Source organism: Streptomyces sp. NPDC007346 (assembly GCF_040703535.1).
Taxonomy (GTDB): domain Bacteria; phylum Actinomycetota; class Actinomycetes; order Streptomycetales; family Streptomycetaceae; genus Streptomyces.
On sequence record NZ_JBEYKR010000237.1, the window covers coordinates 1 to 6,824 of the forward strand.

Here is a 6,824-nt window from a genome sequence, read left to right on the forward strand (position 1 = left end):
TTCTTGGGGGGGCCCGCGTGGGCGCGCGCGGACCCGGGGGGGGGCCCGAGTGCCGTTCGGCACTCGGGCCCCGAGCTTCAACACCATCTGCCGACTGACTTACGTCGGCCTTCTTTTTCCGCCGGTCCGCCGGTGAGGGCGGGAGAGCGGGGATCGCGGATGCGTGACCGGGGACCACCTTCCGATCTGGGGCCTGCGGTACCCGAGCGGTGTGTGCCTCGCTCGGGCGATCCTGATGGCGTCTGCTCCTTACCTCGTTCGGTTCGGTTCGATGGTCGGACAGGTGGGAGTACCGCTGTGCGGCCCCTGGGGGCCACCCGGCCCGGCAGCCAGCGGGGGAACCCACCGTTTCCGGCTCCACCACTCCACTGCCGTGCCCTCTTCGCTGTCCGGCTACGAGAAAAATACTAGCCCCACCGGGAGCGAGATGTCTACTCCCGCCACAACAGATTTTCTTCAGGGTGGAGGAGGGAGGTTCAGGACTCGGTGCGGTACATCAGGTCCACCTCATGGGTGGTGAAGCCGATCCGCTCGTACACCGTCACGGCCGCCGTGTTGTCGGCGTCGACGTAGAGCATCGCGGTGGGCAGCCCCTCGGCGGCCAGGTGGTGCAGGCCGATCGCGGTCAGCGCCTTGCCGAGGCCGCCGCCCTGGGCGTCGGGCAGCACCCCGACGACGTACACCTCGCCCAGCCGCTCCTCGGCGTGCACCTTCGTCCAGTGGAAGCCGACGAGTGCGCCGTCCCGCTCGGCCAGGAAGAACCCCTTCGGGTCGAACCAGGGCTCCGCCTTGCGGTCGTCCAGGTCCTGCTGGGTCAGGGAGCCCTGCTCGGGGTGGTGAGCGAAGGCGGCACGGTTCACGGCGAGCCAGGCGGCGTCGTCACGGCCCGGCTCGAAGGTCCGTACGGTGACGCCTTCGGGCAGTACGGGCTCCGCCAGGTCGAGCGGGACCAGGCTCCGGCGGAGCTGGCGCAGCTCACGGAAGAGGGAGAGGCCGAGGACCTGGGCCAGGTGCCGGGCCGCCGAGCCGCCACCGTGCGCCCAGACCCGCAGCCGCTTGCCGGTCGCGGCGAGGAGCGCGGCGCCCAGGGCCCGCCCGTGGCCGGTGCCGCGCCGCTCGGGGTGGACGACGAGTTCGGCCGCCGGGGCCTCGATCGGGTCGGTGTCCTCCAGCTGTGCGTAACCGGCGAGGGCCCCGTCGCTGGTGAGCAGGAAGTGGCGCACACCGACGCGGTGTCCGCCCCGGATCCGGAGCCTTCCCTGCTCGGAGACCGCCTGCCTGCCGTCGAACCGGGCCGCCTCGGCGAGGAGTTCGAGGACGGCGTCGGCCTGGGCGGGGTCGAGCGCGTCGAGGGCCTGAATCTCGCGTCCGGGGGAGGGGAGGGGTGCGTCAGTCGTCATGGGACGAGCGTACGGGGGGTGGGGGCGCGGGGAGGTCCGGCCGGTGCCGCCCGGCGCTGGTCAATCGGCCTCGGGCGGGGCCGGCGCGTTCAGGACGTCGTCCGCGATGCGGGAGAGGTCCTCCGCGCTGGGCAGCAGCTGCCTCACCCCTTCCGGGAGCCCGGCGTACGTGCTGACGGCCAGCGGGGTGTTGTACCCGCGCAGCGCGTACTCGACCATGGACCGGTCCCGGCTCTCGGCGATCAGGATGCCGAGAGTGGGCTCGTCCCGCTCCTTGTCCCTGACCAGGTCGTCCACCACCGACACGTAGAACCCGAGCTGCCCGAAGTGCTCGGCCCGCGCCTTGCGGGTCTTCAGCTCCAGCACGACGTAGCAGTGCAGCTTGCAGTGGTAGAAGAGCAGGTCGATGCGGTATTCGGAGTCGCCGACCACGATCGGGTACTGACGCCCGACGAAGGCGAACCCGACACCCAGTTCGGTCAGGAACCGCACGAGGTTGTCGACGAGCGCGTCCTCGAGATCGCGCTCCGCCGGCCGGCCCGTGAGCTCGGTGAAGTCGAGGCGGTAGGGGTCCTTGAGGATCTGCCGTACGGCGTCGGACTTCCCGGGCAGGCTGACGTCGAAGTTGTTCGCGGCGGCGCCTTCGGCGAGGTGCAGCTGCCGGTGGATCACCGACTCCAGCTCCGTTCGCGACCAGCCGTGGTGGACGGCGTGCTGGGCGTAGAAGTCCAGCTCGAAGCGGGTCGGGCACTTGCCCATGAGGAGCACGATGTGGCCCCAGGGCAATTGCGCAACAGGCTGTTGCGCAAACGAGTCGGGCCAGGTCCGGGCCATCTGCTGCATGTACTGAAGGTTGCGGGTGCTGAACCCCCGCTGCTGCGGGAACTCCGTCCGTAGCTCGGTGGCGATCCGCTCGATGACCTTCGTGCCCCACCTCTCCCCGCGCTGCCGCTCCAGGATGGTCCGGCCGATCCGCCAGTACATCCGGAGCATCTCGGTGTTGACCTTGAGCTGGGCCCGGACGTGTGCCCCGCGGACGATCGACTTGAGGTCGTCGACCATGTCGAGGAATCCGGCGGGAAGTTCTGACGACGGTGTTCGCTGCTGGCCCGGGACCTTCGCCTTGGCCGTGAGTTCGTTCTCCACGGCGTACAGACTTCCGGACGTGATCCATGCCGTGACGTTTCTGCGTGGATATGTAAGCCATATGGGTGATGCGTGCACGTGTGGGCCGGTCCTGACGAGCCATGTGGCCGGATGGCAACCAGGCCGTAACTCCGAATACCTGTCGCGCTACGCGCGTTGACTCTAGGCTGCGGCACGCAGGATGCCGGACGTGGCCCCGTGACGCGGCTGTCACGACTGGCTGACGCAACTGACGCAACTGAAGCAACTGACACGACTGACGCAACTGACACACAAGGGGACCGATGTCAGCGACTCCGCAGAAGAAACGTGCGTTCCGGCGGGTGCTCGCCGCCGCGGCCGGTCTGGCCACGGTGGGCGCGCTCGTCGCCGCCATGCCGGCCGGCGCCCATGACCGGGGCCACGGGCACGGCCACGGGCACGGCCACGGCCACAAGCCCCGTACCGTAGATGTGCAGTTGCTGTCCTTCAACGACCTGCACGGCAACCTGGAGCCCCCGGCCGGCTCCGCCGGTACGGTCGAGAAGAGGCACGCGGACGGCACGGTCGAGGCGATCCCGGCCGGTGGCGTCGAGTACCTGGCGACCTCGCTGCGCACCGCGCGCAAGGGCAACCCGTACTCCGTCACGGCGGCCGGCGGCGACATGGTCGGCGCGAGCCCGCTGCTGTCGGGCCTCTTCCACGACGAGCCGACGATCGAGGCGCTCAACAAGCTGAAGCTGGACGTCTCGGCGGTCGGCAACCACGAGTTCGACGAGGGCGCGACCGAGCTGGCCCGCCTCCAGAACGGCGGCTGCCACCCGGTCGAGGGCTGTTACGAGAAGGGCAAGAAGTTCAAGGGCGCGGACTTCCCCTACCTGGCGGCCAACGTCACCAAGGAGAAGACCGGCAAGCCGCTGCTCAAGCCGTACACGGTCTGGAAGAAGAACGGCGTCAAGATCGGCTTCATCGGCGTGACCCTGGAGGGCACGCCGGACATCGTCACCGCCGAGGGCGTCAAGGGCCTCAAGTTCCACGACGAGGTCGAGACGATCAACAAGTACGCCAAGGAGCTGGACCGCAAGGGCGTCAAGTCCATCGTGGCCCTGATCCACGAGGGCGGGGCCCCGGCCTCCACCTCGTACGACTACGACTGCGACAGCCCCGGCGCGGGCGACGGCATCTCCGGCCCGATCGTCGACATCGCCAAGGGCATCACGCCGAAGGTGGACGCCCTGGTCACGGGCCACACCCACCAGGCGTACGTGTGCACGGTCCCGGACCCGGCGGGCAAGCCGCGCATGGTGACCTCGGCCGCGTCGTTCGGCAAGCTGTACACGGACACCACGCTCACCTACGACCTCCGTACGAACGACATCGTCCGTACGTCGGTGAAGTCCGCGAACCACGTCGTGACCCGGGACCAGCCCAAGGCCACCGACATGACGCGCCTGATCGACCGCTGGAACAGGCTGGCCGCCCCGATCGCCGACAGCCCGCAGGGCTGGATCAGCGCCGACATCGACGGCCGCGGCTCCACGGCCCCGGAGAAGCCGCTCGGCAACCTCATCGCCGACGCCCAGCTCGAAGGCCTCGCCCCGGCCGGCCAGGGCGGCGCGGAAGTCGCGTTCATGAACCCGGGCGGCATCCGCGCGGACCTGGTGTACAAGGCGTCCGGCAGTGAGGGCGACGGGGTCGTCACGTACGGCGAGGCGTTCACCGTGCAGCCGTTCACCAACATGATGAACGTCGTCGACCTGACCGGCGCCCAACTGGTCGCCGCGCTCCAGCAGCAGGTCAGCGGCGCCAACGAGGCCGCACCGAAGATCCTCCAGGTCTCCAAGGGCCTCACCTACACCCTGGACCTGACGAAGAGCGGCGCGGCCCGCGTGGTCACCGACACCATCGAGCTGAACGGCGAGGCGATCGACCCGGCGCGCACGTACCGGGTCGCGATGAACGAGTTCCTCGCGGGCGGCGGCGACGGCTTCCCGGCCCTCGGCCAGGGCACGAACAAGCTGGTCGGCCCCTCCGACCTGGACCTGTTCAACGCCTACCTGGCGGCCCACTCCACGGCCACGTCCCCGCTGGCCCCGCCGGCGACGGATCGGATCACGGTCGTGCAGTAACGCGCGTACGAGTCAGGGGCGGCGGGCCGGCGGGCCTTGCCGCCCCTGACTGCTGCTCAGGGGAGTTCGAGCAGGTCGCGGGGCTCGGGGCTGGCCTTGTGCGGGAAGGTGGCCGGGGACGGCACGCGAACGCGAGGGATGAGCTTTGGTCTGGCGAGGCCGGGGAGGAGCGTGGCGGGCCTGGCACGATGGGCTCCCATGGACGCCTGCCGTCGAGGTCGAGAAGCCCTGCCTGTCGCGATGTTGGCCGGTGAGGCACTGGGGCTGGTCAAGGAACGTTTTCCCCAGGCTGTGGGCGCGCTGCTGGGAGGTTCTGCCGCTCAGGGGCGTGCCACGGCGAACAGCGATCTGGATGTGGCGGTGATCCTTCCGGACGGGGCCGCCGGGCGGCTCGAGATGGTCCGCCGCAACGGCCGCCTGGCCGAGTTGTTCGTGCACACCCTGGCCGACGTGCCCGCCGCCTTCGAGCGGGACCGGGCCCAGCGGCGGGGCACGGTCCTCTTCCTCTACGCCCAGGGGCTGCCCCTGCTGGACCCCGGCGGCCATGTGTCCCATGCGTGCGAGCGGGCCCGGGAGGTGCTCGCGGCGGGGCCGCCCGCGCTGACGCGGGCCGAGTGGGAGCGGGGGCGCTACCTCCTGACCTCCTTCCTGGACGACCTGGGCGACCTGGGCGACCTGGGTGGTCCGGACGACTTGGGCGGCTTGGGTGGCCCGGACGACCTCGGCAGCCTGGGTGGCGTGGCCGATGCCCCGTCGACCGCCCGTTACGAGCAACTCGCCCTGGCCGACGCCGTACTGCGCGAGGCGGCCCACCTGCATACGGCCCACCTCGGCGTCTGGAACGGCATCGGCAGGTGGCTGCCGCGCCGCCTCCTGGACGCGGACCCGGTCCGGGGCGAGGCCCTGTTGGCCGGGCAGCGGGCCGTGGCCGAACACGCCGACCCCGTACCGCTCGTGGAAGCGGCGGGCCAGGTGCTCGACCTGTGCGGCGGGCCGCTCAGGGAGGGGTACGCCCACCCCTGGGGGCCGCCGGCGTGACGGCTGCGCCCCTCCTGGGCGCCTACCCGGCCCGGGGCGCTCACGGGAGCCTGAGCCGTTCGCGGAGTTCGCTGACGTAGGCGCCGATGTCGCGCTGTACGGGGAGCCCGTCGTCCCGGGTGCGCTCTTCGGGGCCATCGGTGTCGGACCGGCACGGGCGGCAGAGCCCGTCGGGGAGCGCCTCGGGCCGTCCTGGAACGCGGCACGCCGTGCATTCGACGAGTAGGCCGTGGACGGGCGCGCCGGGTGGTGGCGGTTGCGCGGGTCCGGCGGCGGGCAGGTGGGGCGGGATCTTGTCCTGAAGGCGGCGACGGACGAAGCCGACCGGCGAATCGACGGCGCGGGGGAGCCCGGCGGTCAGGGCGTGGACGAGGTAGTCACTGCCGACGCCCCGTTCGAGCCAGGAGGCGGCGAGCCCTTCGAGCGCGGTGCAGTCGGCGGCGGAGAGGGCGACGCGGTGGTCCACGTTTCCGAGCTGGGCGAGAGCGAGGTAGGCGGGGGAGGGGGTGGGGGAGCGGTCGCGTGAGGGGTCGGGTGAGAGGGGTGGGGCTGGGGTGGGGGGCGGAGATGGGGCCGGTTCTGGTGCACGTGCCGGGGCCGGGGCCGGTGGTGGTGGCGCTGGTGTCGGTGTCCGTGTCGGGGGCGTGGTTCGCTGCTGCGGTACGGACGCGGGTACGGGGGCGGGCGCGGGGGCCGATGTCGGGGCCGGGGCCGGGGCCTGCGGCGTACAGGCTGTGAACTGGGCGCCCTCCGTGGCGAGGTAGGTGTTCCACCACTCGTTGTCGTGTGCGGTGCGGGACCAGAAGGTGCGGAAGACCCAGCGGGTCTCGTCGCCGGCGCCGACCGTGCACCGTACGCGTCGCAGGTGTCCGGCGACGGAGAGGGCGTTCAGGGCGGTGGAGATGGCCTGTTGTCCGTAGAGCGGGAGCTGTTTGGCCAGGTGTTTGACGCTCATCGCCGCGCCCTCGGGGAGGTGGTCCACGAACCCGGCCACGTAGCGTTCGCGCGTCGGGAGGAGCGCGAAGTCGTCGCCCGTGCGGGGGCGTTGGTCGGGGGCGGAGCGTTTGCCGTAGCCGGGTTTGGCCATCGGGTACGCGGTGGAGTGTGCGGGGGCGGGCGGGGCAGGGCTAGG

5 protein-coding genes are annotated in these 6,824 nt (G+C 71.2%); 2 read left to right on the top strand and 3 right to left on the bottom strand.

Annotated elements, in window-relative coordinates:
* Positions 1-476 precede the first annotated feature (476 nt).
* Together mshD and AB0917_RS32995 are read right to left on the bottom strand one after the other, a co-directional pair.
* The gene (gene mshD, locus AB0917_RS32990; protein ID WP_366823394.1) at positions 477-1,400 is read right to left on the bottom strand and encodes a mycothiol synthase; all 924 of its coding nucleotides are present in this window, start codon (positions 1,398-1,400) and stop codon (positions 477-479) included.
* 60 nt (positions 1,401-1,460) lie between these two features.
* Entirely contained in the window at positions 1,461-2,546 is a 1,086-nt protein-coding gene (locus tag AB0917_RS32995; RefSeq protein ID WP_366823395.1) for a PDDEXK nuclease domain-containing protein, read from the bottom strand.
* A 284-nt stretch (positions 2,547-2,830) separates the two neighbouring features.
* Here AB0917_RS32995 and AB0917_RS33000 point away from each other — a divergent pair, with 284 nt between their 5' ends.
* Together AB0917_RS33000 and AB0917_RS33005 are read left to right on the top strand one after the other, a co-directional pair.
* A complete protein-coding gene (locus AB0917_RS33000) occupies positions 2,831-4,654 on the top strand; it encodes a bifunctional metallophosphatase/5'-nucleotidase (RefSeq protein WP_366823396.1) in 1,824 nt (607 codons plus the stop codon).
* A gap of 240 nt (positions 4,655-4,894) precedes the next feature.
* Positions 4,895-5,692: a nucleotidyltransferase domain-containing protein gene (locus tag AB0917_RS33005; protein WP_366823397.1), complete on the top strand. Its 798-nt coding sequence runs from the start codon at positions 4,895-4,897 to the stop codon at positions 5,690-5,692.
* Positions 5,693-5,732: 40 nt separating this feature from the next.
* Here the strand turns inward: AB0917_RS33005 and AB0917_RS33010 are convergent.
* A partial coding sequence (locus AB0917_RS33010) for a MarR family transcriptional regulator (RefSeq protein WP_366823398.1) occupies positions 5,733-6,824 on the bottom strand: 1,092 nt, incomplete at its 5' end.